This window comes from Oleiphilus sp. HI0117, assembly GCF_001635235.1.
This window is the reverse complement of record NZ_LWGA01000561.1, coordinates 1-201: the sequence shown is the minus strand read 5'-3', so window position 1 is coordinate 201 and position 201 is coordinate 1. Positions and strand designations below refer to the sequence as shown.

1 protein-coding gene is annotated in these 201 nt (G+C 44.8%); it reads right to left on the bottom strand.

Going from position 1 to position 201, the window contains the following annotated elements; genetic code table 11:
- The coding region (locus tag A3757_RS06200; protein WP_156506222.1) for an ATP-binding cassette domain-containing protein at window positions 1-201 on the bottom strand (201 nt) is incomplete at both ends.

Here is a 201-nt window from a genome sequence, read left to right as displayed (position 1 = left end):
TGCATGATTTTACCGGTGATGCTACAGCCATCAACCAAATCGTTCATGCGATTGAAGCAACGCAATAATGTCGATTTACCACAACCCGATGGGCCGATAAAAGCCGTTACTCGGTTCTGTGGTATCTGCATATTTACGCCGTGAAGGGCCTCTTTTTCACCGTAGCATAAGCGTAAATCGTCAACGGTTAGTGCAATTTTT